The organism is Methylobacterium sp. CM6246, assembly GCF_054818005.1.
The window spans coordinates 681,701-706,300 of record NZ_JBTXKY010000001.1 but is presented as its reverse complement, the minus strand read 5'-3'; the positions used below and the strand labels follow the sequence as shown (position 1 = coordinate 706,300).

Sequence of the window (24,600 nt, the reverse complement as noted above, 5' to 3'; positions counted from 1 at the left end):
AGAGGGGGGAGGGAGACGCGCCCGTAGCCTCGGGCTGCGCCATATCCTTCTCCTTCCTCTCATCCCGGCTCTGGCGGGCTGCGTCGTCGGCCCCGACTATGCCCGGCCCTCGGTCGAGACCCCGCTCGCCTACCGGGAGGGCGGCAAGCGGGAGGACAGCGCGGCTGTCGTGGCGGCGCGCAAGAAGGGCTGGCGCGAGGCCCGGCCCAACGACGCGGCGGAGCGCGGCGACTGGTGGCGGGTGTTCAAGGACCCGACCCTCGACCGCCTGATCCGCCTCGTGGATGTCGACAACCAGTCCCTCCGGCAGGCGGTGGCGAATTACCGGCAAGCCCGGGCCCTGGTCGCCTCGGCCCAGGCCGCCCTGTACCCGACCGTTGTCGGCGCCCCGAGCATCACCCGGACCGGCAGCGGCAACACCGCGCGCACCAGCGCCGCGCTGCTCGGACAGGCGAGTTGGGAACTCGACCTGTTCGGCGGCACCCGCCGGAACATCGAGAGCGAGGCGGCGCTGGCCCAAGCCGACGCCGCCACGATCGCCGCGACCCGGCTGACCATCCAGGCCGAGGTCGCGGCCGACTACCTGACCGTGCGCTACGCCGACGCCCTCCAGAGGGTGCTCGACGAGAACGTCGCGAACTTCAAGAAGACGCTCGGCATCACCGAGAACCAGTACGCGGCCGGGGTCGCGGCCCGCTCGGACGTGATCACGGCGCAGACCCAGGTCCAGACCATCGAGGCCCAGGCCATCGCGATCCGGCTGACCCGGGTACAGTACGTCAACGCCATCGCGACCCTGATCGGGCGACCGCCCTCGGAAGTGTCGATCCCGGTGGCCGGCATCGGCCGCAACCCGCCCACCGTGCCGGTCGGGATCCCGTCCGACCTGCTCGAGCGGCGGCCGGATGTTGCCCAGGCCGAGCGCCTGGTTCAGGGCCAGAGCGAGCGGATCGGCGTCGCGGTCGCCGCTTTCTACCCCACGGTGACGATCTCGGCCCAGGGCGGCATCTCGGGTCTGACCCGCAACGGCCTGTTCTCGGCCGCCAACCAGGTCTGGTCGGCGACCGCCGCGGGGACCGAGGTCCTGTTCGACGGCGGCGCCCGCACGGCGGCGGTGCGCTCGGCCGAAGCCGGCTACGACGCGGCGGTGGCCAATTACCGGCAGGTGGTGCTCGCCGCCCTGGCGGAGGTCGAGAACCAGATGGCGGCCCTGCGCATCCTCGGCCTGCAGCAGAGTGCCCAGGACGCGGCGGTCGAATCGTCCCGCAGGGCCGTGGAGATCACCCTCAACGAGTACCGGGCCGGCACGCAGAACTTCACCACGGTGGTGACCGCGCAGGGCCTGCTCGTGAGCAACGAGATCAACGCCCTCCAGGTCCGGCTCAACCGCTTCACCGCGGCGGTCACGCTGATCCGGGCGCTGGGCGGCGGCTGGGACGTCCGCGCCCTGCCGAGCGATGCCGAACTGAAGGGTCCGACCCTGCCGATCGACCGGGGCGGCCAGGCCGTCCGCCCGGACGAGTGAGGCGCACGATCCCGGACCCTGATGTGGGGCTTTGCCCAGGTATCAGGGGCTCCGCGCCCGTGCACCGCCGAAGGGCTGAGCCCTTCGGGATCCCGGATCAGCCGTGTTCCGCGTGTCCCGGGCAGGGCTGCACCTCCACCGTGACGTGGCTCAAACCGCGCACCCCGGCGAGCCGGGCCTTGTAGTGCGCGGGCGGCTGCGGGTTGTCGCTGACGAGCGCGATCACCGCGGCGCGGTGGCCCGGACCGACCTGCCAGAGGTGCAGGTCGCTCACCCGGTCGCCCTCCGTCTCCAGGCGGGCGCGGATGTCGGCCGTTGCGGCCGGGGACGGCCGGGCATCGAGCAGCACGAGGCCCGCCGTGCGCAGGAGGGTCCAGGACCAGGCCAGGATCACCACCGTGCCGACCAGGCCCATGGCCGGATCGAGCCAGGCGAGGCCGAGATAGCGCCCGCCCAGCAGGGCGGCGATCGCCAGGACCGAGGTCAGCGCATCGGCCATCACGTGGATGTAGGCGGCACGGAAGTTGGTGTCGTGGCCGCCATGACCATGACCGCCATGACCATGACCGCCATGGCTGTGGCCGCCCTGGGCGTGGCCGTGATCCCCGTGATCGTCGTGGTCGTCGTGCAGGAGCCAGACGCTGGCGAGGTTCACCACGAGGCCGAGGACGGCGATCGGGATGGCCGACCCGAAGCCGATCGGCGCCGGGTGGAGCAGCCGGACGAGGCTCTCGGCGCCGATCAGCAGGGCGATCAGGCCCAGGATGACCGCGCTGGCGAAGGCCGCCAGATCCCCGAACTTGCCGGTGCCGAAGCTGAATCGCGGATCCTCTGCGTGGCGCCGGGCGAAGCGGTAGGCCAGGGCCGCGATGCCGAGCGCCGCCGCATGGGTCGACATGTGCCAGCCGTCGGCGACCAGCGCCATCGAGCCGTACCAGGTGCCGCCGACGATCTCGACCACCATCGTGGCCGCGGTCAGCGCCACCACCGCCCAGGTCCGGCGCGCGTGCCGGTCATGACGGTCTCCCAGGAACACGTGGCCGTGGCTCCAGGGTTCGAGGGAGTGGGTATGCATGCGCGATTCTCCACCGCTGTCCGATCGCAGCAGCATAGAGAGACGCTGCCGGAACGGGCATTGCTACCGGTGGGTTGTCACGCCGATTTGCTGCAGTGCAGCCCGAAAGGAGCCAGGCATGGCCGAGCAGACGATAGCCCTCAAGGACGATGCGGCCAGCGGCACCAAGCCGGCGCCGCCCTGCACGCTGGTGATCTTCGGGGCCGGCGGCGACCTGACCAAGCGCCTCCTGATGCCCTCGCTCTACAACCTCGCCGGGGCCGGGCTCCTGCCGGAGGGTTTCTCCATCCTGGGCGTCGATCATTCCGACGGCACCGACGAGTCCCTCCGGGACAATCTCACCCAGACCCTGGAGGCGTTCAGCAAGGATCCGACCTCGGAGTTCCACGCCGACCACATCGACCCCAAGAGCTGGGGCTTCATCCGCGACCGGCTGCACTACCTGAAGGGCGATTTCGAGAAGCCCGAGACCTTCGCGGCGGTCAAAGACAAGGTGAAGGGCAGCGCGGTGTTCTACTGCGCGGTGGCGGCCCGGTTCTTCGGCACGATCGTGGACGGCCTCGGCCAGGCCGGCCTGCTCAAGCAGGAGGACGGCGACTTCCGCCGGGTGGTGATCGAGAAGCCGTTCGGCTCGGATCTCGCCTCGGCCCGGGAACTCAACGCCCGGATCCTGAAGCAGGCCGACGAGAGCCAGTTCTACCGCATCGACCACTTCCTGGGTAAGGAGACGGTCCAGTCGATCATGGCGTTCCGCTTCGCCAACGGCCTCCTCGAGCCGGTCTGGCGGCGGGAATACATCGACAGCATCCAGATCACCGCGGCCGAGACCGTGGGCGTCGAGGAGCGCGGCGGCTTCTACGAGCCGACCGGGGCGCTCCGGGACATGGTGCCCAACCACATGTTCCAGCTGCTCTGCATGGTCGCCATGGAGCCGCCGAACTCGTTCGGCGCCGAGGCGGTGCGCTCGGAGAAAGCCAAGCTCGCCCAGGCCGTCCAGCCGATCCCCCCGGAGGACGCGGTGCGCGGCCAGTACACGGCGGGCACCTCCGAGGGGCGCGACGTGCCGGGCTACCGCGACGAGCCGCACGTCGCCAAGGACTCGGTCACCGAGACCTACATCGCCCTCAAGCTCAACATCGAGAACTGGCGCTGGGCCGGCGTGCCGTTCTACGTCCGCACCGGAAAGCGCATGACCGGGCGGCGCACCGAGATCGCCGTGTTGTTCAAGCCGGCCCCGTTCAAGATGTTCGAGGACACCCCGAACGCCGACCTCGGACCCACGGTGATGCGGATCATGATCGACCCGGACCATGGGGTCGGCACCGAGTTCAACGTGAAGGTCCCGGGCCCGGAGATGAAGATCGGCCGGGTGAGCGCCGCGTTCCGCTACAAGGACTTCTTCGCCGACCAGCCGAATGTCGGCTACGAGACCCTGCTGTACGATTGCATGATCGGCGACGCGACCCTGTTCCAGCGGGCCGACAACATCGAGGCCGGCTGGTCGGCGGTGGATCCGCTGCTCCAGGGCTGGCCGCAGGCGGACGTGAAGCCCTATCCGGCCGGCAGCACCGGGCCCAAGGAGGCGGACGACCTCCTGGCCCGGGACGGCCGCCACTGGCTGGGTCTCGACGGCAAGACGGATTGAGGACCGCACAGCCATGCCGGATCCGACGGCCACGTCATCGGATCCGGTCGTTTTCGAGTTGGCCGCGACGTGTCGCCCTCCGACCGTCATGGAGATGTTCCGTCGAACAAAGGGGCGGCGACTTTGGGCGCGGCGACATTCACCTTTCCGGTCGATAAACCCTGACGAATGAATTCTCCCAGGTCGCACAGATCGCGACCATAATGGCGCGAAGCTCCTGCGTGACGTCATGCAGGCATACGTCAGGCCGCAGCGGGACGAGATCGAGCATGACGCTTGGTTGCGCCGGCAGGTTCAGATTGGACTGGATTCTGCCAATAGGGGCCGTGTGATCCCCGCCGAGGGCGTGGAAGCGCGGTTAGCTGCCGGGCGGGCAGCCACACGGCAACGGCTCGATTCCAAGACCAGCGGCTGCCATCGCGCCCGATGAGCGGTTCGCCGAGACGACCGCCCGCTTGGTGGATCGTCCCGCTCTCGGGCGTCCGGGCCGTGTCGCCGGCACACGCGATCTGATCGTCATCGCCGGTACATCATCGTCTACGACGTCGAAGATGTTTCCGTTCGAATGCTCCGGGTCTTGCACGCCGCTCTGCAAGGGCCGCCTCGGTCGCGTTGAGCGTCCGAGACCGAAGCCGATATCCGAAGCGATCTCAGCGTCGCTTGAACGGCAGCATCGCGGCCACGGCGAGCGCGTCGACCCGGTTGTTCAGCGGGTCGCTGGCATGGCCCTTGACCCAATGCCACGCCACCTCGTGGCGGGCGTTGGCCGTGTCGATCCGGCGCCAGAGATCCTCGTTCTTCACCGGCTTCTTGTCGGCGGTGCGCCAGCCCCGGGCCTTCCAGTTGTGGATCCAGCTGGTGATGCCCTGGCGCAGGTACTGCGAGTCCGTGAACAGGTCGACCCGGCAGGGGCGCTTGAGCGCCTCCAGGGACTCGATCGCCGCCAGGATCTCCATGCGGTTGTTGGTGGTGTGCGCCTCGCCGCCCGAGAGCTCCTTCTGGGTATCGCCGAAGATCAGGATCGCGCCCCAGCCGCCCGGGCCTGGATTCCCCGAGCAGGCGCCGTCCGTGTAGATCTTCACCCGCATGGGCTCGGTTGCGGTCTCGGTCGTCTCGGTGCTCATCCGTCCCTCAGGCCTGCCGCCCGTAATCCCGCGCGTCCCGCGCCTGGCGATGGAAGGTGAGCCGACGATCGAACTCCCGCGGGTCCTTGGGCTTCACCAGGGCGCCGGGCGGCACGTTCAGCCAATCGACCAGACGGGTCAGCATGAAGCGGAGCGCGGCGCCCCGGCACAGGATCGGCAGCGCCGCGACCTCGGCGGATTCCAGCGGCCGCACCGCTTCGTAGCCGGCAATCAACGCCGCGGCCATGTCCCGGTGGAAGGTACCGTCGGCCTCGAAGCACCAGGCGTTGAGGCAGACCGCGAGGTCGTACGCGAACGCGTCCGTGCAGGCGAAGTAGAAGTCGATCAGCCCGGAGAGGCTGTCGCCGATGAAGAATACGTTGTCGGTGAACAGATCCGCGTGGATCACCCCGCCCGGCAGGTTCTGGGGCCAGGCGGCTTCCAGCCGTGCGAGGTCGGCGCGGGTGCGCTCCGCCAGGCCCGGCGCCACCGAATCGGCCTGGGCCTCGGCCTGCGCGAAGAGCGGACGCCAGGACGCCACCGACAGGCTGTTCTCGCGCACCATCGCGAAATCGGCGCCGGCCGCGTGCAGCTCGGCGAGGGCCCGGCCGAGTTCCCGGCAATGCCCGACGCCGGGTGTCTTGACCGAGACACCCTCGAGGAAGCTGACGATGGCGGCCGGCCGACCGCAGAGCTCCCCGAGCGCCGTGCCGGCTCGGTCCCGCACAGGCTGCGGACAGGCGAGGCCGCGCGCGGAGAGGTGCTCCATCAGCCCGATGAAGAACGGCAGGTCCCCCGCCCGCACCCGCTTCTCGTAGAGGGTCAGGATGTAGCAGCCCTGGGTGGTCTGCAGGAAGAAATTGGAATTCTCGACACCCTCGGCGATGCCCTTGAAGGAGAGCAGGCTGCCGATGGAATAGGCGGACAGGAACTCGGAGAGCGCCGCGTCGGATACCTCGGTGTAGACGGCCACGTGTTCGCGCTCGGGTTTCTTCTTGGGCGTTTCAGGATCGTCGAAGGATCGCACAGCGACCCGACGGACCCGGTTTTCCGACCCGCTGCCTCATCCTGAGGTGCTGCGGAGCGGCTTCGAAGGAGCGCTCCAGACGGCCGCACGATCCCTGGAGGTCTCCTTCGAGCCCTCCGGTACACCCCATCACCTCGGGATGAAGGGGTTGGACGGGATAGGCCCCCTCCTGGGTCGGGGGCGGGATCCTGGCGCGGCCTACTCGGCCGCTTCGCTGCGCAGCTCGCGCGGCAGCGGGAAGACCATGTCCTCGACCACGGTCGAGACGGTGTCGACGATCACGTCGTAGCGCGCGGCGAAGGCCTCGATGATCTCCTCGACCAGCACCTCGGGGGCCGAGGCGCCGGCGGTGAGGCCGAGCTTGCGGATGCCCTCGAAGGCCGGCCAGTCGATCTCCTCGGCGCGCAGCACGAGGCGGGTGATCGGGCAGCCGACGCGCTCGGCGACCTCGCGCAGGCGCTGGGAGTTCGAGGAGTTCGAGGAGCCGACCACGATCAGGGCGTCCACCAGCGGGGCCACCTGCTTCACCGCCTCCTGGCGGTTGGTGGTGGCGTAGCAGATGTCGTCCTTGTGCGGCCCGGTGATGTTCGGGAACTTCTTCTTGAGCGCTTCGACGATGTGGCGGGTGTCGTCGACCGACAGGGTCGTCTGGGTGACCCAGGCGAGGTTGTTGGGATTCTCGGGCGTCAGGGCCTGGATCTGGTCCAGATCCTCCACCAGGGTGATCGAGCCCTTGGGCAGCTGGCCCATGGTGCCCACCACCTCGGGATGGCCGGAATGGCCGACCAGCAGCACGTGGCGGCCGCGCTTGTGGTGGATCTCGGCCTCGCGGTGGACCTTGGTGACCAGCGGACAGGTGGCGTCGATGGTCGTGAGCCCGCGGGAATCGGCGTTGGCCGGCACGGTCTTGGCCACGCCGTGGGCGGAGAAGATCACCGGGGCGCCGCTGTCGGGTACCTCGTCGAGTTCGCGGACGAACACCGCGCCCTTCCGCTTCAGGCTCTCGACCACGTACTTGTTGTGGACGATCTCATGGCGGACGTAGACGGGCGGCCCGTAGAGGGCGAGAGCCCGCTCGACCACGTCGATGGCCCGCACCACGCCGGCGCAGAAGCCGCGTGGGGCACAGAGCAGGATCTCCAGCGGCGGCTTGCCGGTGGTGCCCTGAGCGGGCGCGAGGGACGCGAGGTCTGCGGTCATGGTGTCGATGTGGCGAGGGCGGGGCTGTCCTGTCAACGGTCCTGGACTGCGAACCGGGCAGGAAGACGACCGCGGAGCGTCCCTGTAGCACGTTTGCCGCGCGTTTTGGACCCGGGGTGCCCGGATCCTCGACCTAGAGCCGGCGGATCCCGGTCACCGCCCCGAAACTGTTCTCCCGGATCCGGGCCACCGCGCCGGCCAGCGGCTCCGCCGCCACCGCCATGTGGTGGCCGTTGGCGTGGATCAGCGTCTCGGAGTCGCGCATCAGCCCGACATGGCCGCGCCAGAACACGAAGTCGCCCCGGCGCAATCCGTCGAGGGCGAGCGGCAGCGCCCGGCCCAGGGCCCGCTCCTGCATGTCGGCGTCGCGCGGGCAGGGGAGGCCGGCGGCGTCGAGGCAGAACTGCACGAGACCCGAGCAATCGAGCCCCAGGCTGGTACGGCCGCCCCAGAGATAGGGAATCCCTGCGAGCCGCTCGGCCGTGGCCGCGTAGTCGGGCTCGTGCTGCGCCAGCGGGGCGCAGTGGCGCGCGAAGACGTAGCCGCCGGGGGTCTCGAAATAGGCCCCGGCCTCGCCGGTGACGACGAGGCGCGCGCCGAGGCTGAGATGGGCGCGCACCGGCCGCTTCAGGTCGGGCTCGGGATACAGGAAGGTGCGCACCGCCGTGACCCTGTGGGTCGGCTCGGGTGCGGCGGGGCCGAGGCAATCGGCCGGCAGGTAGCCGACATAGCCGTCCCGGACGAGTTGCACGAAGGCGAACCCATCCTGTTCGGCGTAGAGGTCCACGGCGTCGCCGAGCAGCGCCTCGGTGTCGAGCCCGGCCTCCGCCGACGGCGCCCGGCGCAACGGCGCCGCCGGCGCCACGACCCGCCGCGGGGCGGCGGCGACGAAGCGCTCCGCCGTGACCAGGCCGCGCAACCGGATGTCGGCGATGTCCGGACGGGCCGGGGTGAGGCGGGGATCGAGTGATTCGGCCATGGCGCGCGAGCCTAGCGCATCGTCCGGGGGACCGGATCCCGGCCGATGCGCGCGGCCTCGGGTTTCCGCTCATCCCGGAGGTTCGGCCCACCCGTCGGCACGAGGCTCCGGACGGTCTCCGCCCGGTCCGGGACGGGGATCGCGATCCCCCCTTGGCACCCCGCGCGGGCCCGCGTTATTATGCCGCAGCGCAGCGCCGACCGGCGCGCGGATGATGTTCGCCCTGTGGAGCGGGGGTAACGGCGTGCCGTATGCGGTATTCCAGCCCAAGACATGTTCCCCGGACGGGCAGCCGCCGATTATGATGCACTGCACAACCGGCGCGGAAGGCGCTATGTCTGTTCGATGATGACCGCGAGTCGCCCCGTGAAGAAGACGCAGAAGAGCTTCGCCGACCTGCCGCCGATCCGCGTGCGCCGCGAGCCGCCCACGGTGAACGAGGCGGTCGCCGCCGCCCAGGACCTGGCCGACGATGTCGAGCAGCAGGTCGAGATCGCCGCGGGCCTGATCGGGCTTCCGGTCGACGAGGTCCGCCCGCACGTCCTGGCGGCCAAGAAGGCCAAGCCGGAGCGGATGCCGGAGCGGATCCTGACCCATGCCAGCCCCAGCCGGGCGCCCCGCACCGTGGTGGTCGAGCGTCGCACCCGCCCGACCGTGGTGATCGAGCGCCGCACCCGTCCGCTTGCCCCGCCGCGCTGACAGGGCCGGCGCCACCCCACCGTGCGGGCGTCGGCGCGGCGGCTTCAGCCCCGCGCGACGCAAAGTCCCCGACCATCAATCTGCGGTCTGGACCGACCAGGTGGCGTGGCGGATGCCCGGCGCCTTGGCGAGATCGGCCGTGACCGCATCCAGCTCGCTCGCCTTGACGGCGCTGGCCGTCAGCGTCGCGACCACGTCGACCGCGCCCCCGCCGCGCTCCTCGACCTCGACGTTGCTGACCGGATAGTTCGCCGCCTCCAGGCGCTCGACCAGCAGGTCCTGGGCGGGGCCGGCCTCGCCGGGCGCGGTGGTCACCTGGACCTCGTAGGTCGCCTCGGTGGAGGATTCGCGGATCGGGGCGCGGTTGATGGCGTTCACCAGGGGCCGGAGCGCCGTGTTGCAGGTCAGCACCGTGACGGTGACGAACACCGCCTCCAGCGGCAGGTCGGCGCCGCAGAACGCCCCCACGGCGGCGGAGCACCACAGGGTGGCGGCCGTGTTGAGGCCGCGCACGTTCATCCCCTCCTTCATGATCACGCCGGCGCCCAGGAAGCCGATGCCGGAGATCACGTAGGCCACCGTGCGGACCCCGCCGTCCGGGCCGGTCAGCCGCATGCCGAGATCGACGAAGGCCGAGGCGCCGATCGCCACCAGCACCGCGGTGCGCAGGCCGGCGGTGCGCTGCCGGTACTGCCGCTCGGCCCCGATCGCCGTGCCGAGCACGAAGGCGACGATCAGGCCGATGGCGGATTTGAATTCCTCGGGGATGGCGGCGTAGCTGGTCATGGCGGTCTCTTGCGAGGCGAGAGGTGACGAAACCGTGACATCATGGCCGGCTCGGCGCGCCGTCCGGGATAGCGGATCCGGGACGGCGCACCAGGCCCTTGGTTTTGCATCACCTTTTCCCGGAATCCGGCAACCGGCCCCCGGGATGACGCTCGGCACGGACCGAAGGCGGAACCGGCCGGGATTGACGGCCCCACCGGGCAGCGGGCACACCGGCCTCAACCTGAGGATCCCTCATGAATACGGGACCCGGGCCGAGGAGACGTGCAGGATGCAGGACACGGCCCCCGTGGCGGGTGTATTTCTCCGCGCCCGAGCGTTCTTCGCATGAGTGACGCCCTCGCCGAACGCCGTCCCGGAGCCGAACCGGACGCGGCCCTGCACGGGCGGGTCCTGGCCCTGCGCGACGGGTTGGAACGCGGCCTGATCGGCAGCGCCGGCCTGGTCGAGCGCCTGCTGATCGGTCTGCTCACCGGCGGCCACCTCCTGATCGAGGGCGCGCCGGGCCTCGCCAAGACCCGCGCGGTCAAGCGGCTGGCCGACGGGCTCGACGGCTCGTTCGCACGCATCCAGTGCACCCCGGACCTGATGCCGGCCGACCTCACCGGCACCACCGTCTGGCGCCAGGACAGCAGCAGCTTCGAGTTCCTGCAGGGACCCCTGTTCCACGCCCTCGTGCTGGTGGACGAGGTCAACCGGGCGCCGCCCAAGGTGCAGTCGGCCCTGCTCGAGGCGATGGCCGAGGGGCAGATCACGGTCTCCGGGCAGACCCACCCGCTCGCCGACCCGTTCATGGTCGTGGCGACCCAGAACCCGATCGAGCATGCCGGCACCTTCCCGCTTCCGGAGGCGCAGCTCGACCGCTTCCTGCTGCACGTCGTGGTCGAGATGCCCGACGAGGCCACCGAGCGGGCGATCCTCGACCTCGTGGAGGGCGAGATGACCCACCATGTCGAGGCCATGCCGGTGCGCCTGTCGCTGGCCGACGTGCGCGCCGCCCGGGAGGCGGCTCTGGCCACCTACGTGTCGCCGGCGCTCAAGGATTACCTGGTCCGCCTGGTGGCGGCGACCCGCACCGATGCGGCGGCGCCGGACCTGCGGGCGATGATCGAGCACCCGGCCTCGCCGCGCGGCACGCTCGCGCTGATGATGGCGGGCAAGGCCCGGGCCTGGCTGCGCGGCCGGGACCACGTCACCCCGGAGGACGTCACCGAACTCGCCCGGGACGCGCTCTCCCACCGCATCGGCCTGACCTGGCGCGCGGCCGCCGAAGGCAAGACCGCCCGCGGCCTGGTCGGCGAGCTGGTGCAGCGGGTCCGGGCGCTCTGAGGGTGTTCGGGTTTCTGAACGCGCGGCGCCCGAGCCCGTCCCCCGCAAGCGGGGACGGGACAGGTGTGGGTTCCGTCCGCATGGCCGAGTCCCGAGAAAACGGCGTCCATCTCTCGGGTGAGGCCCTGATGGGCCTGCGCCACTTGGCCCGGCGGGGCGCGGCGCCGGCGACCCGGACGCTCGCCGGCCTGCCCGGCGGCATCGTCACCAAGCGGCGCGGGCGCGGTTCCGAGCCGGAGGACGTGCGGCTCTGGTCCGAGGGCGACGACCGCCGGTTCATCGACCGCAACGCCACCGCGCGCACCGGGCAGCTGCACGTGCGCACCCATCACGACGAGCGCGACCGCGCCGTGGTGCTGCTCGCCGATTTCCGGCCCTCGATGCTGTTCGGCACCCGCCGGGCCCTGCGCTCGGTGGCCGCCGCCGAGGCCCTGGCGCTGCTCGGCTGGCGGGTGGCGGCCGATGGCGGCCGGGTCGGCCTCGCGGTGGCGGCCTCGGGGGGGCAGACGGTGCTGCGCCCGGCCGGCGGCGAGCGCGCCATGATCGCGGTGACCGGCGCCCTGGCCCAGGCGCATGCGGACGCCCTCGCGGCGGCCGGCGCCGCCGGGTCCGACGCACCCCTGGAGCCGACCCTCGGGCTCGCCCGCAGCCTGCTGCCCGCCGGCGGACACCTGGTCGTCGCCAGCGCCCTCGACGCCCCCGGCCCGGGCTTCGACGAGACGCTGACCCTGCTGGCCGAGCGGGTCGCGATCCGGCTGATCCTGGTGAGCGACGCCTTCGAGCGCGCCCGCCCGCCGGGCTTCTATCCCTTCGCGTTGGCGGATGGCCGGCGCGGCACCGCGCTCCCGACGGCGCTGCCGGGTGAGACCGCCGAGGCGCGGCTGGCCGATTATGCCCGCCGGGGCATCGCGGGGGTGCGCCTCGACGTCGAGGCCGGCCCGGAGGCCTACGCGCCGCTGATGGAGCGCCTCGATGCGGTGCTGTGAGGCTCGGGGCTCGTCCCGACAGATGGGTGCCGGCTTGCGGACCGAGACGAGGCGCAGACGAAACCCTGCCGCGTCGCCGCGTCTCCCACATCCGGGCCCGGCGCGATGAACCCCGTCGAGATCGCCCCGAGCCTCGACCAGCTCCGCGGCCTGCACCTGCCGGGGGGCGCCGCCGGGGCGGTGCAGGGGGAGGTCGTCGCGGCGGCGGCCTTGGGCTTCCTCGCCGCCCTGCTGGTCGGGCTCGTCCGCTACCTGCGCGGACGGGCCCGGGCGAGCCTGCGCCGGGCGGCGCTCGCCGAGCTCGCCGGCACCCGCGGCCTCGATCCGGCTTCCCGTCTCGTGGCGCAGGCGCGCCTGCTGCGCCGCCTCGCCCGGACGCTCGCGGGGGACGCCGCCGCCCGGGAGACCGGCGCGGCCTGGGCCGCCCGCCTCGACACGCTCCTGGCCACCGACTTCTTCACGCGCGGATCCGGCCGGGTCCTGGCCGACGGGCTGTACCGGCGCCAGGAACCCGACCTCGACGGGCTCGACGCCGAGCTGGGACGCCTGATCGGACGGTTGCGGACATGAGCGGCCTCCTCCCCGCCTGGCTCACGGCGCAGCTCTCGGCCTTCGACCTCGCGGCGCCCTGGATCCTGTTCGCCTTGCCGCTACCGCTGCTGGCCGCCCGCCTGCTCCCGGCCGAGACGGAGGGCGGCAGCGGCGCCCTGCTGGTGCCCGGGACCCTGGTCGGCACCGCCCGCTCCGGCGCCGACCTCGCCGCCCGCGGCCGCCGCCGGGCCGCCCTGGTCTGGACCCTCTGGGCCGCCCTGGTGGTGGCGCTCTCCGGGCCCCGCCTGGTGATGCCGGCCGCGGCCCTGCCGGCTTCCGGCCGTGAGATCATGATCGCCATGGACCTGTCCGGCTCGATGGAGCGCCGCGATTTCACGCTGGACGGCGAGACCGTGAACCGGCTCACCGCGGTCAAGCGCGTCGGCACCGACTTCATCCGGCGCCGGGCCGGGGACCGGATCGGCCTCGTGATCTTCGCCGACCAGGCCTACGTCGCCGCCGCCCCGAGCTTCGACACCGCGGCGGTCGCCCGCGCCCTCGACGAGGCGACCATCGGCATCAGCGGCCGTTCCACCGGCATCGGCGACGGCCTCGGACTGGCCCTGCGCCGGCTCGACCCGAAGGACCCCGGGCCGCGTGCCGACGGCCTGGCGGCGCCCTCCGCGAAGGCCGTGATCCTGCTCTCGGACGGCGCCAACAATGCCGGCCAGACCGCCCCCAAGGACGTGGCCGCCCTGGCCAAGGAGCTGGGCATCAGGGTCTACACGATCGCGCTCGGCCCCCGGGACATGGCCGATGCCGACGGCGAGCAGGACGTGGTCGACACCGAGACCCTGCGCGACATGGCCCAGGCCAGCGGCGGCGAAGCGTTCCGGGTCCGCACCACCGAGGATCTCGTCCGGGTCGCCGACGCGATCGACAGGCTGGAGGGCGGCCGCGCCCTCGCGCCCCCCCTGCCGCTGCGCCGGGATTTTTGGCCCTGGCCGGCGGCCCTGGCGCTCGCCGCCGCCGCGGCCCTGCTGGCGACCCGGAGGGGCGTATGATGCGTCCGAATACGGCCTCCCCAACCCACACCCTCTTCCTGAGGTGCCGCGTCGGCGGCCTCGAAGGAGGGCTCCAGCCAGCCGCACGATCCCTGGAAACCTCCTTCGAGGCCTCCGCTGCGCTTCGGCACCTCAGGATGAGGATGTGGGCGGCAGGACAGCCCGCATGAGCGCCCTCGGCGCCTTCGCGTTCCTGCGCCCCTGGTGGTTCCTGGCGATCCCGGTCGTGGCGCTGCTGGCGCTCCGCGCCGCCTGGCGGGCGGCGCCGCTCGGCGATTGGGGGCGGGCGGTCGATCCGGCCCTCATGGCCCATCTCGCCCGCGCCGGAGCCGTGATCGGCGGACGGCGGCAGGCGAACCGGGCCGCCGCCCTGGCCGCCGGGGCGATCGCGCTGGCGCTGACCGGCCCCGCGGTGGAGCGCGCCGATACGGCGACCTTCCGCAATCTCGACGCGACCGTGATCGTCCTGGACCTCTCCCGCTCGGTCACCGAGGGTGGGAACCTCCAGGGCGTCCGCCAGGCCGCCGCCGCGATCGCCGAGGCCGCCGGCACCCGGGCCGTGTCGCTCGTCGTCTATGCCGGCGACGCCTATCTCGCCGCCTCGCCGACCACCGATCGGGACAGCTTCGGCACGACCCTGTTCGCCCTCGATGCCGACACCGTGCCGGACCGCGGCAGCCATCCCGAGCGCGGGCTGGCGCTGGCCCGCCGGACGCTGGCGGAGGCCGACGTCGTCGCGGCGGACGTGGTGCTGATCAGCGACGGCGACGGCATCGGCGAGGCCGCCAACCGGGAAGCCCGCGCTCTGGCCGATCGCGGCTGGCGCCTCCAGGCCCTGTTCGTCCCCGCCGACAAGCCGCTGCCGCCGGGTGCCCCGAAGCCCGACCGGGCCGCCCTCGACGCGCTGGTCCGGGCCGGCGGCGGGGGCGTCGCCGACATCACCGAGCCCGGCCCGGTGCTCGACGCGGTCGGGGCGGGGACCGCCCAGCACCTCGCGGCCGGTGGCTACGGCGTGCTCGCCTACGCGGATCTCGGCCGCTGGCTGCTGCTGCTCGCAGCCCTGCCGGCCCTGGTCCTGTTCCGCAGGAGCGCGTGATGGAGCGGTTCTTGTCCAGGACCGGTCTCGCAGTCCCGATCCGCGCCGGCCTTCCCCCGGGCTGGCGGCGGTTCGCCCGGATGGCCGGGCTGGCGCTGGCCGGCCTCGGGCTCGTGGCTCTGCTCGCCGTCTCGCAGCCCCGCACCGGGTTCGGGCGGCTGCTGATGGCGCTCGGCCTGCCCGGGCTCGCCGCCGACCTGATCGTCGATCCGGCCTGGCGCGCCGCCGCCCTGTACCAGGCCGGCCGCTACGGCGAGGCGATCGCGCTGTTCCGCAACGGCGGAAAACGGGCCCGCTACAACCTCGGCAACGCCCTGGCGCGAGCGGGCGATTTCGAGGGCGCGCTCGCCGCCTACGACGAGGCCCTGCGCTTCGACCCGCGCGACGCCGACGCGCAGGCCAACCGCTCCCTGGTCGCCCGGATGGTCGCCGAGGTGATCGACCGCGGCCCCGGCGGCGGCATCGCCAACGGCACCGCGCAATACGGCGCCCGCTACAACAACACCGCCAACCAGGACCAGAACAACGACATCAACGCCGCCTCCAGCGGCGAGGGCCTGGCCGGCAACAAGGAGTCAAACGCCAGCGCGTCCCTGCCCGGCAACAGCAAGGTCGCCCGCCGCGGCAAGGCCGAGCAGCAATCGATCGACGCCGGCAAGGGCCAGGCCCGGGGCTCGGCCGGCGACGCGGCCGGGCGCGGCCGCACCGGCGGCGGTGCGGCCATGGTCGCGGAGGCGCCCGAGCGCGAGGTCCGCCGGGTGACCAAGAGCTTCGAGGCCCACGAGATCCGCCCCGACCGGCTCTGGCTCCAGACCCTGCCGGACGATCCCGGCCGCTTCCTCAAGCTGCGCCTGCGCGCCGAGCAGACCCGCCGGGTCGAAGCCGGCACCGCCATCCCGGCCGGGAGCAATCCGTGGTAGTGTTTTGGGACTTTTTCCGCCCGCGTCTGACTCCCCTGGCGCGCTGCCGGATGGCCACGTTACCGGATGCGGAGCGGGTCCCCTCTCCCGTACGGAAGAGGGAGCTCGTCGTGGCCTGCGCAACGCGATGTGAGCGTGCAGCAGCCGGCAGCCGGAAGCGACAGAGCCGCCTCCTGCTCCTGGCGCTCGCGCTCCTCGCCCCCCTTCCGGCGCAGGCCGAGATCGAGCCCGGCGACCTGACCCTCACGGTCACCGCGGAGTTCAACGGCAACAGCCCGCCCTTCGCCCGCGAGATGGTGCTGTTGAAGATCCATGGGGTCTACAAGCAGCCGATCCTGCTGGAGGAGGTCGTCCAGCCCACCCTCGCCAACTTCTCCTGGACGCAGCTCGGCCGCGACCATTGGAGCAAGACAAAGCTTCCGGACGGCCAGAGCGCCATCGCGTTCGACCGCACCGTGGCGGTGTTCCCGCACCACGCGGGCGACTTCATCCTCGAGCCCTTCACCCATAAGCTGACGGTCAACGACTTCGGAGAGCGGCGGATCGTCGAGGTGCGCTCGAAGCCGATCCCGTTCCCGGTGGCGGCCTGGACCGCCGCCGGAGGCGGCCCGGACGTCAAGGAACCCTGGTGGCTGCCCGCCCGCGACGTGGCGGTCACCGATTCCTGGAGCCCGGACCCCGAGACCGTGAAGCTCGGCGAGACCACCCGGCGGATCGTCACCTTGGAGGTCCAGGGCATGGTCGCCGAGGGCCTGCCGCCCCGGCCGGTGATGCGCACCCGGGGCATCCTCACCTTCGCCGGCCCGGTCACCCGCGAGACCCTGCTGACGCCCTCCGGGCCGGTGGCCCGGGCGACCTACCAGTGGGACGTGCGGCCCGGCGTGCCCGAGGTGATCCCCCTCGACGCCATCGCGATCCCGTGGTTCGACACCAACACCCGCACCATGCGCGAGGCCGAGATCCCGGCCCGGCAGATCGGCGGCGGCCTGCCCGACCGGGAGGGCGACCGGGCGCCGCCCCCGGTGCCGTCCCCGCTGGTCGCGGCCGCCGCGGCGCTCGCGGCCTTCGGCCTGGGGCTGGCCCTGATCGGGTACGGCGCGGGCCGGCCGCGCCTGCGCCTGTCCGGTACCGCCCGCCGGGCCCTGAACCGGGCCGCCCGCGCGGGCGATCCGACCGGGTTCCGCGCAGCCCTGGAGGCCGCCCGCCGGGAGTCGCCGGAACTCGCCCGGACCTGGCAGGCCCGGCCCGATCTCGCGGCGCGGCTCGCCGCCCTCGACCGGGCGGTGTTCGGCACCGCGGGCGCCCCCGTCCCGGACCTGCCGGCCCTGGCCCGGGCGCTGTCGCGGCCCGAATTCTCGGCGGGCGCGCCCGGTCCGGACCGGTTGGCCCCGCTCGACGGGCCGGCGGCCTGATCCGGGCTTCGGCGGCCCCTGCATAGCGTCCGGGCAGGTACGCTTCTTGTGCAACGGCTCAAGTTCTGAGCACGCATCAATGTTTTGCACCGTCTTGCGGGACCTGATTTCGCTTCGTAGTCTTTGCTATCCCAACAACAAAGACTTGATTCGAAACAACAGGGAGGACGCCATGACACGCGCCAATGACGTCAAGGACCGGTTCCGCGCCCGGCTGCAGGATGCCGACGCCCGCAGCAACGACTTCCGCCGGAAGCTGCTGGAGGAGGGCAACCGCGCCCTCGAGCCGGTGGTCGGCGTCCTGAGCCTGATGGCGGAAGTGCTCAACGAGGAGGACAACGTCCACGGCAGCATCACCGGCCTCGAGGCCAAGATCGACCAGGACAACTTCATCAGCCTGTGCGCCAAGCTGCGCGGGACCGACACCGAGCAGAAGATCAAGATCAAGTACGGCCCCGAGCTCGGCGGCAGCAACACCATCTCGGTCTCGGGCCTCAATCAGCGCTACAACGAGCGCCTGGTCCCGGGCGCGACCGGCGCCGCCCTCGGCCGCAGCGTCGGCAGCGACATCCACCTGGACGAGCATCGCGGGACCGACCTGGCCGAGGTGGTCCGCGAAGTCGTCGAGGATTTCTACGCGGCCCAGATCGAGCAGCGCAGCCACTTCGCCGCCGTGCAGTAACGCGACCGCTGATCGTGCGGCGGGGAGCCGGATTCCCCTCGGCCCCGTCCTCGGCTAATCCTGCCCGGGATGGGGATGGGGCTCCCCGATAACCGCCCGGCCGTCGCCAGGCCGGGCTGATGGCTCCTACCGCACGGGCGGCTCCGGACGTCCGCGGTGGGGCCGCGCGCCCGACGCCGCGAAGCGGACGTGACGGCATCGCCCGACCGAACAGGAAGGGCCGGCATGATCAACACCCTCATCGTCATCCTCGGGGCCGGGCTCGGCGGCGGGGCCCGCCACGGGGTCAACGTCGCGGTCACCCGTCTGCTGCCGGGCTTCGGGTTTCCCCTCGCCACGATCGTCATCAACGTGCTCGGCTCGTTCCTGATGGGCGTGCTGGCCGAGAGCTTCGCCCTGCGCGGGGCGGCCGGACACCCGGCGCGGCTGTTCCTGACCACCGGGGTGCTGGGCGGCTTCACCACCTTCTCGACCTTCTCGCTGGACGCGATCAGCCTATACGAGCGCGGCCATCTGGCCGCCGCGGCCCTCTACGTGACGGTCTCGGTGGCGGCCGGTCTGCTCGGCCTGCTGGCCGGCATCGCCCTGATGCGGACGGTTCTCAGCGGTGGCTGAAAATGGTCATGGTTTCGAAAGGTCTACGACCTTTTTCCGGGTCCAGGGCAGAGCTCTGGTATCCCGGGGCTGCGCCCCAATCCCCGCCAAAGGGCTGAGCCCTTCGGAACCCCGGACTTGCCTCAGTCGGCGATGAACTTCAGGCGGTGGTCGCGGTAGAGGTCGACGATCGCCGCGGCGGTCTCCTCGATCGAGCGACGGGTCACGTCGATGGTCGGCCAGCGGTTCTTGGTGAACAGCCGGCGCGACATGGTGATCTCGTCGGCCACCGCCGAGCGGTCGACATACATCGAGGATTCGTCGGCGTTGAGGCTCGACAGTCGGTTCTGACGGATCTGCACGATCCGCTCGGGCGAGGCGAACAGGCCGACCACCAGGGGCTTGCGCGCCCGCTCGATCGCCGGCGGCAGCGGCATGCCGGGCACCAGCGGCAGGTTCGTGGTCTTGAGCCCGCGGTTGGCGAGGTAGATCGAGGTCGGTGTCTTCGAGGTCCGGCTGACCCCAAGCAGGATCACGTCGGCATCCTCCAGGTCCTCCGGCAGGTTGCCGTCGTCGTGGGCCAGCGTGAAGTTCATCGCGTCGATGCGCTTGAAATACTCCGCGTTGAGCATGTGCTGGGCGCCCGGCCGGGCCGTGGTCTCGGCCCCGAGATAGGCGCGCAGCAGGTCGTGGACCGGCCGCAGCACCGACAGGCAGGGGGAGCTGGTCTCGCGGGCGACCTCTTCGAGCCGCTCGCCCAGGTCGCCGCCCACCAGGGTGTAGAGCACCAGGCCCGGCGCCGCCCGGATCTCCGAGATCACCCGGTCGAGCTGCGCCGCCGAGCGCACCAGCGGATAGACGTGCTCGATCGCCGAGACGCCCTCGTACTGCGCGGCCGCCGCCCGGCCGACGTTGATCAGCGTCTCACCGGTGGAGTCGGACACGAGGTGAAGGTGGAAGTAGCTCCGGCCCATCGGGTCGCCTTCGTCTCGCCGGGGGCGTTATCCACTGCCGGCCGCTAGGGAGTCGATGAGTGTGGATAGGATGCGGCTTCGGGCAGGTCCAGGGCGAAGGGGCCGCGCCTTATCGACTCCGCCGTTCACAGGTACGCCGTCGAGGCGCGCGGAATCCGGGCGCCTGGGAGAATCCGGGACGCAACAGGGGCGCGTACCGGACTCGGCGTTCGCAAGCCGCTGTTGGACTTGGCCGTTCTCGCAACATGGAGCGAATCCTTTAAAGCCTCGTTAACGGCGCGGCGGCGGGGACGGCCTGTGGATCCGATTGCACCATCGTGTTGAGGCCCCCCAATAGAAAAAACAGAGTCCTAGAATCTCTCTTTTCTTTTCGAGAGGGGCCTGTGTGGGGATCCGGCGCGCCTCGACTCGACAGGACGGCCGCTGACGGGCATGCGGAATGACGGGGACGGAATGGGAGCGACGATGACGGGGACGGAGCGCGGGTCCGGAGGCAAGTCCGAGCGGGCGGTGCTGCGCGTCCTCGAGGGCGAGGCGATCGGGCCGCCCCCCGCCTGGATGATGCGCCAGGCCGGCCGCTACCTGCCGGAATACCGGGCGAGCCGGGCCGAGGCCGGGTCCTTCCTCGACCTCTGCTACAGCCCGGACTTCGCCGTCGAGGTGACCCTGCAGCCGATCCGCCGGTTCGGCTTCGACGCGGCGATCCTGTTCTCGGACATCCTGGTCGTCCCCCACGCGCTGGGCCAGGACGTGCGCTTCGTCGAGGGCGAGGGCCCGCGCCTCGATCCCCTAGACGGCCGCGACGCCTTCGGGCGGCTGCGCGAGGCCGGCGATCCGGCGATTTTTTCGCACCTAGCCCCGGTCTTCGAGACGGTGAGGCGGCTGCGTGCCGAACTGCCCGGCGAGACCACCCTGCTCGGCTTCTGCGGCGCGCCCTGGACGGTGGCGAGCTACATGATCGGCGGGCGCGGCACCCCGGACCTCGCCCCCGCCCGGGCGCTGGCCGAGGGCGACACCGCCTTGGTCGACACCCTGATCGACCGCCTCGTGACGGTGCAGACCGAGTATCTCGTCCGCCAGCTCGAGGCCGGCGCCGACGCGGTGCAGATCTTCGAATCCCATGCCGGCACCCTGCCGCGCGCCGTGCCGGCCTCCGAGAATATCGTGGAGCCGGTGGGCGACGTGACCGAGAGCGCCCTGCCGGACGACGCGGCCGTGGACGCCCTGACGCGCTGGTCGCTCCGTCCGATCGCCCGGATGATCGCGGGCGTCCGTGCACGGGTCCCGCACGCCAAGATCATCGTGTTCGCCCGCGGCTCGGGCCTCGACGGCCATGCCCGGGTGGTGCCGGAGACCGGCGCCGACGCCGTGGGCGTGGATTGGGCGGTGGACCTGAAGGCCCTGCGCCGGCACGTGCCGGCCACGATGGTGACCCAGGGCAACCTGCATCCCGATACGCTGATCGCCGGCGGCGACGCCCTCGATGCCGGGGTCGACGCGGTGCTGGAGGCCACCGCCGGCCTGCCGCACATCTTCAACCTCGGCCACGGCATCACCCCGCAGACGCCGGTCGCCCATGTCGAGCGCATGCTCGCGCGGCTGCGCCGGTAGAGCCCGTGCTGTACGAATGGATCAAGGCCGGGCACGTCATCAGCCTGATCGCCTGGATGGCGGGCATGCTCTACCTGCCCCGGCTGTTCGTCTACCACGCGAGCCTGCCGCCGGGCTCGGAGGCGCAATCCGCGACCTTCAAGGTGATGGAGCGGCGCCTGCTCAAGGCGATCATGAACCCGGCCCTGATCGCCACCTGGGCGTTCGGGCTGGTGCTGGCCTGGATGAGCGGCTTCTACGCGAGCCCCTGGCTTCAGGCGAAGTTTGTGCTGGTGCTGGCGATGTCGGGCATCCACGGCTGGCTCGGCCGGATGGTCAAGGATTTCGCCGCCGACCGGAACACCCGCGGGCACAGGTTCTACCGGGTGCTCAACGAGGTGCCGACCCTCCTGCTGATCGGCATCGTCATCCTGGCGGTGGTCAAGCCGGGCTTCTGATCCCGGGATCCTGTGATCCGGGGTCCGTTGCGCCGTCGGGGCCGGAGCCTTTCACCGGCCGGGCCGTTGGGGGCCATGACCAAGCTATTCGCCCTCCTGCTGCCGATGGCGCTCCTCGCCGCCGCCCCCGCCCGGGCCGCGAGCTTCGCCTGCGACAAGGCCGAGACCCCCGACGAGAGGGCGATCTGCGGGCATCTCCCGCTTAACGACATGGATGTCGAGATGGCGACCCGGTTCGCCATCCTGAAGGATGTCCTGCCGATGGGCGGCCAGACCAAGCTGCGCGACGACCAGGAGGACTGGCTCAAGGAGCGCCACGCCTGCGGCGCCGACCTCGCCTGCCTGCGCGGCCTCTACGAGACCCGGTTGAAGGTGCTGCGCGGAGTGCTGGCGGAATTCGCCAAGCAGGGACCGCAATAGAAGCAGGGGCCGCAGCAGACGTTGTGTCGCCGGTTTGACGATCCTCGCACCGCAGGGCCGATCGATCCCGGCGTTCATGCGCGTGCGTGAACTCATCGCCGCCCGACCCAGGGTCTCGTCCGCGGGCGGGAAAATCCTCTCCGGCGTCGGGGTGGCGGGTCGGTTTTGCGGTCGCTCGGCGGGGTGATCCGCCGCCGAGCGGGAGACACGGCCGGTGCAGGCGAGAGTCAGGACGTCCGCGAGCCGGTCGGCACCATGGAGGGCGTTCTAGAGCCGGGCCAGCAGCCGCTCCGCCAGCGGGTTCTCGGCCGCGAAGGCGTAGTCGACCCGCCGGACCGTCACGGCCCGGGCGCCGGCCTCGACCAGGGCGCCCGCGAGCGCGAACACCGCGCCCTCGGGGCAGCGCATCACGATCTCGCCGTCGCCCCCGCGCGGGGCACCGTAGGGCAATTCGGCCTCGTGCAGGCCCGCGATCGTGGCGAGGTCGATCGCGCCGCTCTCCGGCAGGGCCGCCCGGACCTCCCGGGTGGTGCGGGCGCGCTCCTCGGCGGCGATGCGGCCGAGCACGGTGCGCAAAGCCGTCCGCTGGTCCTCGCCCCAGGGCGCCTTCAGCGAGGCGACCAGGTTGGCCTCGGAGCGCAGGATGATGCCGTCGTCTAGCACCTTCAGGGCGTTGGCGCTGAGCGTCGCGCCCGTGGTGGTGATGTCGACCACGATCTCGGCGGAGCCGGCGGCCGGCGCACCCTCGGTGGCCCCCAGGCTCTCGACGATCCGGTAATCGGCCACGCCCTTCTCGGCGAAGAACCGGCGGGTCAGGTTCACGTACTTGGTCGCAACCCGCAGGCGGCGGCCGTGGCGGGTGCGCATCAGCGCCGCGACCTCGTCGAGGTCGGACATCGCCCGCACGTCGATCCAGGCCTGGGGCACCGCCACCACCACGGTGGCGTTGCCGAAGCCGAGCGGGGTCAGGAGTTCGACCTGGCCGCGCACGTCCGGCAGGGTCTCGCGGATCAGGTCTTCGCCGGTCACCCCGAGATGGGCGGCGCCTGAGGCGAGCTGCGCCGCGATCTCCGAGGCCGAGAGGTAGCGGACCTCGACCCCCGGCACGCCGACGAGCTTGCCGCGGTAGTCGCGGGCGCCGGCACCCTGGGCGAGCCGCAGGCCGGCGCGGCCGAAGAACGCGCTGGCGTTCTCCTGGAGGCGTCCCTTGGACGGGACGGCGAGGATCAGCGGCATGGCGCCCGGTTCCGAGGGGGTCATCGGCCGGCTCCCGCCACGCGCTCGACCCAGAAGGTGCAGCCCACCGCGGGCAGGGGCGCCGGGCTGCCGAGATGCCCGAGCAGGCCGTCGTAGCGGCCGCCGCCGACCAGCATCGGGCCGTCGCCCTCGTTCACCTCGAAGATGAAGCCGGTGTAGTAGTCGAGGTTGCGGGCGAAGCCGCCCTGGAAGCGGAACCGCTCGATCGGCAGGCCGCGCGCCGCGATGAAGCCGGTACGCTCCTCGAACAGGTCGAGGGCGGCCGAGAGCGCGTCGTGGCGCAGGCCCGCATCGGCGACCAGCGCCCGCAGGTCGCGTGCGGCGGCGTCCGGATGGCCGGCGATGGCCCGGTAGCGGTCGAGCACGGCGCGGTTCTCGGGGTTGAGCCCGGCCCCGCCATTGGCCTGCGCGGCCGCCTTGCCGAGGAAACGCTCGGCGATCTCGCCGGCGCTGCGCCCACCCACCGCCGAGATGCCCGCGATGGCGAGCACGTCCTCCACGAAGGCGCGCACGCCCCGCGGGTCCTGGCCCTGGATCGCGGCGAGCAGGCCGGCATGGGGATCCTCGGGCCGGGCGCCCTCGCCGCCATTGGTGACGTCGTCGAGGGATCGCCCGGCGGCGAGCGCCCGCAGGGTCCGGCGCTTGGCCGCCGGCGGCACCGCCAGCCCGTCGAGCAGAGCCACGGTCAGACCCATATCGCCGAGCCGCACCGCGGGGTCGGTCCGGCCGAACAGCGCGAGGCCTTCGAGCGCCAGCCCCAGCACCTCGGCATCGGCGGCCGGGGTGTCGGTGCGGCCAATCGATTCGATGCCGGCCTGGAAGAACTCGTCCGGCTCGTCGGCGGCCAACCGGAAGACCGGGCCGCAATAGCTGTAATCGGCCGCCCGGCCATCGGCCTGGGCCCGGTGCAGGCGGCAGACGGGGATCGTGAATTCCGGCCGCAGGCACAGCTCGGTCCCGGCCGCGTCCTGGGTGACGAAGATGCGCCGGCGGATGTCCTCGCCGGACAGTTCCAGGAACGGCTCCACCGGCTGCAGAACCGGCGGCGTCACCGGGTGGTAGCCGGCCGCACTCAGATGCGCGAGCAGGCGCGTCCGCGCCGCGTCGCCCGCCCCCGTCTCACCGGCCTCCGGTCGTGTCATGGTGTCCATCCTCGCGGGCGCTCTGTAGCAACCGCAATCGCGCTTGGCGACACACACGCGCACCCGACCGGCGCGACGGTGTACG

The 24,600-nt window shown here is 72.0% G+C and carries 24 protein-coding genes and 1 riboswitch; of the genes, 15 read left to right on the top strand and 9 right to left on the bottom strand.

Annotated elements, in window-relative coordinates; all coding sequences use genetic code 11:
* Positions 1–34 precede the first annotated feature (34 nt).
* A complete protein-coding gene (locus tag ACYQPG_RS03580; protein WP_461232414.1) occupies positions 35–1,525 on the top strand; it encodes an efflux transporter outer membrane subunit in 1,491 nt (496 codons plus the stop codon).
* Positions 1,526–1,622: 97 nt separating this feature from the next.
* Here the strand turns inward: ACYQPG_RS03580 and dmeF are convergent, their stop codons facing one another.
* Positions 1,623–2,600 carry a CDF family Co(II)/Ni(II) efflux transporter DmeF gene (gene dmeF, locus ACYQPG_RS03575; protein ID WP_461230266.1) on the bottom strand — a complete coding sequence of 326 codons (978 nt, stop codon included), beginning with the start codon at positions 2,598–2,600 and terminating at the stop codon, positions 1,623–1,625.
* Positions 2,601–2,718: 118 nt separating this feature from the next.
* Between dmeF and zwf the strand changes: the two genes are divergently transcribed.
* The gene (zwf, locus tag ACYQPG_RS03570) at positions 2,719–4,245 is read left to right on the top strand and encodes a glucose-6-phosphate dehydrogenase (protein WP_147910045.1); all 1,527 of its coding nucleotides are present in this window, start codon (positions 2,719–2,721) and stop codon (positions 4,243–4,245) included.
* Between the two features lie 650 nt (positions 4,246–4,895).
* On the opposite strand, the gene rnhA is transcribed toward zwf, so the two are convergent.
* The 4 genes from rnhA to ACYQPG_RS03550 all read right to left on the bottom strand — a co-directional run bounded on the left by rnhA (position 4,896) and on the right by ACYQPG_RS03550 (position 8,575).
* Complete coding sequence (gene rnhA, locus ACYQPG_RS03565; protein WP_147855113.1) at positions 4,896–5,369, bottom strand: ribonuclease HI; 474 nt, start codon at positions 5,367–5,369, stop codon at positions 4,896–4,898.
* A gap of 7 nt (positions 5,370–5,376) precedes the next feature.
* Entirely contained in the window at positions 5,377–6,342 is a 966-nt protein-coding gene (gene thrB, locus ACYQPG_RS03560) for a homoserine kinase (RefSeq protein ID WP_147940986.1), read from the bottom strand.
* A 252-nt stretch (positions 6,343–6,594) separates the two neighbouring features.
* Positions 6,595–7,596, bottom strand: coding sequence for a 4-hydroxy-3-methylbut-2-enyl diphosphate reductase (gene ispH, locus ACYQPG_RS03555; protein ID WP_147855115.1), 1,002 nt, complete (start codon positions 7,594–7,596; stop codon positions 6,595–6,597).
* Between the two features lie 133 nt (positions 7,597–7,729).
* Positions 7,730–8,575 (bottom strand): C40 family peptidase, encoded by an 846-nt coding sequence (locus ACYQPG_RS03550; protein ID WP_461230265.1) that lies wholly within the window; start codon positions 8,573–8,575, stop codon positions 7,730–7,732.
* Between the two features lie 366 nt (positions 8,576–8,941).
* Between ACYQPG_RS03550 and ACYQPG_RS03545 the strand changes: the two genes are divergently transcribed.
* Positions 8,942–9,274, top strand: coding sequence for a hypothetical protein (locus ACYQPG_RS03545; RefSeq protein ID WP_246692098.1), 333 nt, complete (start codon positions 8,942–8,944; stop codon positions 9,272–9,274).
* 75 nt (positions 9,275–9,349) lie between these two features.
* On the opposite strand, the gene ACYQPG_RS03540 is transcribed toward ACYQPG_RS03545, so the two are convergent.
* Positions 9,350–10,060, bottom strand: a complete 711-nt coding sequence (locus ACYQPG_RS03540; RefSeq protein WP_147857001.1) for an MgtC/SapB family protein — start codon at positions 10,058–10,060, stop codon at positions 9,350–9,352.
* Positions 10,061–10,387: 327 nt separating this feature from the next.
* Here ACYQPG_RS03540 and ACYQPG_RS03535 point away from each other — a divergent pair, with 327 nt between their 5' ends.
* From ACYQPG_RS03535 to crcB, 9 genes are all read left to right on the top strand, one after another.
* Positions 10,388–11,389 (top strand): AAA family ATPase, encoded by a 1,002-nt coding sequence (locus ACYQPG_RS03535; protein ID WP_461230264.1) that lies wholly within the window; start codon positions 10,388–10,390, stop codon positions 11,387–11,389.
* 128 nt (positions 11,390–11,517) lie between these two features.
* Entirely contained in the window at positions 11,518–12,375 is an 858-nt protein-coding gene (locus tag ACYQPG_RS03530) for a DUF58 domain-containing protein (protein WP_419829972.1), read from the top strand.
* A 105-nt stretch (positions 12,376–12,480) separates the two neighbouring features.
* Positions 12,481–12,945 carry a DUF4381 family protein gene (locus ACYQPG_RS03525; RefSeq protein ID WP_147909098.1) on the top strand — a complete coding sequence of 155 codons (465 nt, stop codon included), beginning with the start codon at positions 12,481–12,483 and terminating at the stop codon, positions 12,943–12,945.
* Positions 12,942–13,970 carry a VWA domain-containing protein gene (locus ACYQPG_RS03520; protein WP_461230263.1) on the top strand — a complete coding sequence of 343 codons (1,029 nt, stop codon included), beginning with the start codon at positions 12,942–12,944 and terminating at the stop codon, positions 13,968–13,970. The genes ACYQPG_RS03525 and ACYQPG_RS03520 overlap by 4 nt, the downstream gene beginning before the upstream one ends.
* A 166-nt stretch (positions 13,971–14,136) precedes the next feature.
* Positions 14,137–15,066, top strand: coding sequence for a VWA domain-containing protein (locus ACYQPG_RS03515; RefSeq protein WP_461230262.1), 930 nt, complete (start codon positions 14,137–14,139; stop codon positions 15,064–15,066).
* A complete protein-coding gene (locus ACYQPG_RS03510) occupies positions 15,066–15,986 on the top strand; it encodes a tetratricopeptide repeat protein (protein WP_147909095.1) in 921 nt (306 codons plus the stop codon). The genes ACYQPG_RS03515 and ACYQPG_RS03510 overlap by 1 nt, the downstream gene beginning before the upstream one ends.
* A complete protein-coding gene (locus ACYQPG_RS03505; RefSeq protein ID WP_461230261.1) occupies positions 15,980–17,398 on the top strand; it encodes a hypothetical protein in 1,419 nt (472 codons plus the stop codon). The genes ACYQPG_RS03510 and ACYQPG_RS03505 overlap by 7 nt, the downstream gene beginning before the upstream one ends.
* Positions 17,399–17,570: 172 nt before the next feature.
* Positions 17,571–18,080, top strand: coding sequence for a hypothetical protein (locus ACYQPG_RS03500; RefSeq protein WP_147909093.1), 510 nt, complete (start codon positions 17,571–17,573; stop codon positions 18,078–18,080).
* 62 nt (positions 18,081–18,142) lie between these two features.
* Positions 18,143–18,216, top strand: a riboswitch (Fluoride riboswitch).
* A gap of 89 nt (positions 18,217–18,305) precedes the next feature.
* On the top strand, positions 18,306–18,695 hold the full coding sequence (gene crcB / locus ACYQPG_RS03495) for a fluoride efflux transporter CrcB (RefSeq protein ID WP_147909092.1): 390 nt from the start codon (positions 18,306–18,308) through the stop codon (positions 18,693–18,695).
* 122 nt (positions 18,696–18,817) lie between these two features.
* On the opposite strand, the gene ACYQPG_RS03490 is transcribed toward crcB, so the two are convergent.
* Complete coding sequence (locus ACYQPG_RS03490; RefSeq protein WP_147909091.1) at positions 18,818–19,648, bottom strand: pyruvate, water dikinase regulatory protein; 831 nt, start codon at positions 19,646–19,648, stop codon at positions 18,818–18,820.
* Positions 19,649–20,101: 453 nt separating this feature from the next.
* Between ACYQPG_RS03490 and ACYQPG_RS03485 the strand changes: the two genes are divergently transcribed.
* From ACYQPG_RS03485 to ACYQPG_RS03475, 3 genes are all read left to right on the top strand, one after another.
* The gene (locus tag ACYQPG_RS03485) at positions 20,102–21,259 is read left to right on the top strand and encodes a uroporphyrinogen decarboxylase (protein WP_147909090.1); all 1,158 of its coding nucleotides are present in this window, start codon (positions 20,102–20,104) and stop codon (positions 21,257–21,259) included.
* A 5-nt stretch (positions 21,260–21,264) separates the two neighbouring features.
* Complete coding sequence (gene hemJ / locus ACYQPG_RS03480; RefSeq protein ID WP_461230258.1) at positions 21,265–21,696, top strand: protoporphyrinogen oxidase HemJ; 432 nt, start codon at positions 21,265–21,267, stop codon at positions 21,694–21,696.
* 75 nt (positions 21,697–21,771) lie between these two features.
* Positions 21,772–22,116 carry a lysozyme inhibitor LprI family protein gene (locus ACYQPG_RS03475; RefSeq protein ID WP_147909088.1) on the top strand — a complete coding sequence of 115 codons (345 nt, stop codon included), beginning with the start codon at positions 21,772–21,774 and terminating at the stop codon, positions 22,114–22,116.
* A 267-nt stretch (positions 22,117–22,383) separates the two neighbouring features.
* On the opposite strand, the gene hisG is transcribed toward ACYQPG_RS03475, so the two are convergent.
* Both hisG and ACYQPG_RS03465 read right to left on the bottom strand, forming a co-directional pair.
* Positions 22,384–23,376, bottom strand: a complete 993-nt coding sequence (gene hisG / locus ACYQPG_RS03470) for an ATP phosphoribosyltransferase (protein ID WP_147909087.1) — start codon at positions 23,374–23,376, stop codon at positions 22,384–22,386.
* Positions 23,373–24,515, bottom strand: coding sequence for an ATP phosphoribosyltransferase regulatory subunit (locus ACYQPG_RS03465; protein ID WP_147898692.1), 1,143 nt, complete (start codon positions 24,513–24,515; stop codon positions 23,373–23,375). Before ACYQPG_RS03465 ends, hisG begins: the two co-directional genes overlap by 4 nt.
* Positions 24,516–24,600 lie beyond the last annotated feature (85 nt).